The sequence below is a fragment of the Streptomyces lancefieldiae genome (assembly GCF_031845825.1).
Lineage (GTDB): Bacteria > Actinomycetota > Actinomycetes > Streptomycetales > Streptomycetaceae > Streptomyces > Streptomyces lancefieldiae.
Map to the genome: position 1 here is coordinate 1 of NZ_JAVRFH010000230.1, position 1,124 is coordinate 1,124.

Below are 1,124 nucleotides of genomic sequence, written 5' to 3' on the forward strand. Positions count from 1 at the left end.
CTGCGGCGTTTCCTGACCTCGGTGGCGGAGGCGTTCGTCCAGGGTGTCGACGTCTCCTGGCCGGCACTCTTCGAGGGCACCGGTGCCCGCACCGTCGACCTGCCCACCTACCCCTTCCAACGCCGGCACTACTGGGCACCCGACGGCTCCGCATCGGCGGCGCTCACGCTGGACAGCCGGCCGGACGAAGCCGCCGCAGTGCCGTCGGGCACGACGGATCCCGCCGGGCAACTCCGCCAGGATCTCCTGACGTTGACCGCGACCGAGCAGATCGAGCGGTTGCTCGGCCAAGTACGCGACGGTGTCGTCACCGTTCTCGGGCTGGACGCCGATGCCGAAGTACGCGCTGAGGCAACGTTCAAGGAACTGGGCGTCGAATCGCTGACCGGTGTCGAGCTCAAGAACCACCTCCGTTCCCGGACCGGACTGCACGTACCGACCTCGCTGATCTACGACTGCCCGACTCCCCTCGCCGCCGCTCACCACCTCCGCGACAAGCTCTTGGGCCGGCCCCAGGAACAGGCTGTCGTCCGCACCGACACCCCGGTCGACGAGCCGATTGCGATCGTGGGGATGGGGTGCCGGTTCCCGGGCGGGGTGTCGTCGCCGGAGGGGTTGTGGGACCTGGTGGCGTCGGGGGTGGACGCGGTCTCCCCGTTCCCGACCGATCGGGGTTGGGATGTGGCGGGGTTGTTCGATCCGGAGCCGGGTGTGCCCGGGCGTACGTATGTGCGTGAGGGTGGGTTCCTGCATGACGCGGGGGAGTTCGACGCGGGCTTCTTCGGTATCTCGCCGCGTGAGGCGTTGGTGATGGATCCGCAGCAGCGGTTGCTGTTGGAGACGTCGTGGGAGGCGTTGGAGCGGGCGGGTATCGACCCGCATGCGCTGCGCGGCTCACGGACCGGCGTCTACGCCGGGGTGATGGCCCAGGAGTACGGTCCCCGACTCCACGAAGGCGCTGACGGCTACGAGGGCTACCTGCTGACCGGATCCTCCAGCAGTGTCGCTTCGGGTCGTATCTCGTATGTGCTGGGTCTGGAGGGGCCGGCGGTGACGGTGGACACGGCGTGTTCGTCGTCGCTGGTCGCGTTGCATCTGGCGGTGCGGGCGCTGCGCGGCGGTGA

1 protein-coding gene is annotated in these 1,124 nt (G+C 69.1%); it reads left to right on the top strand.

Annotation, left to right across the window (positions count from 1 at the left end; translation table 11 throughout):
- The coding region (locus RM812_RS41810; protein ID WP_311586200.1) for an acyl carrier protein at positions 1 to 1,124 on the top strand (1,124 nt) is incomplete at both ends.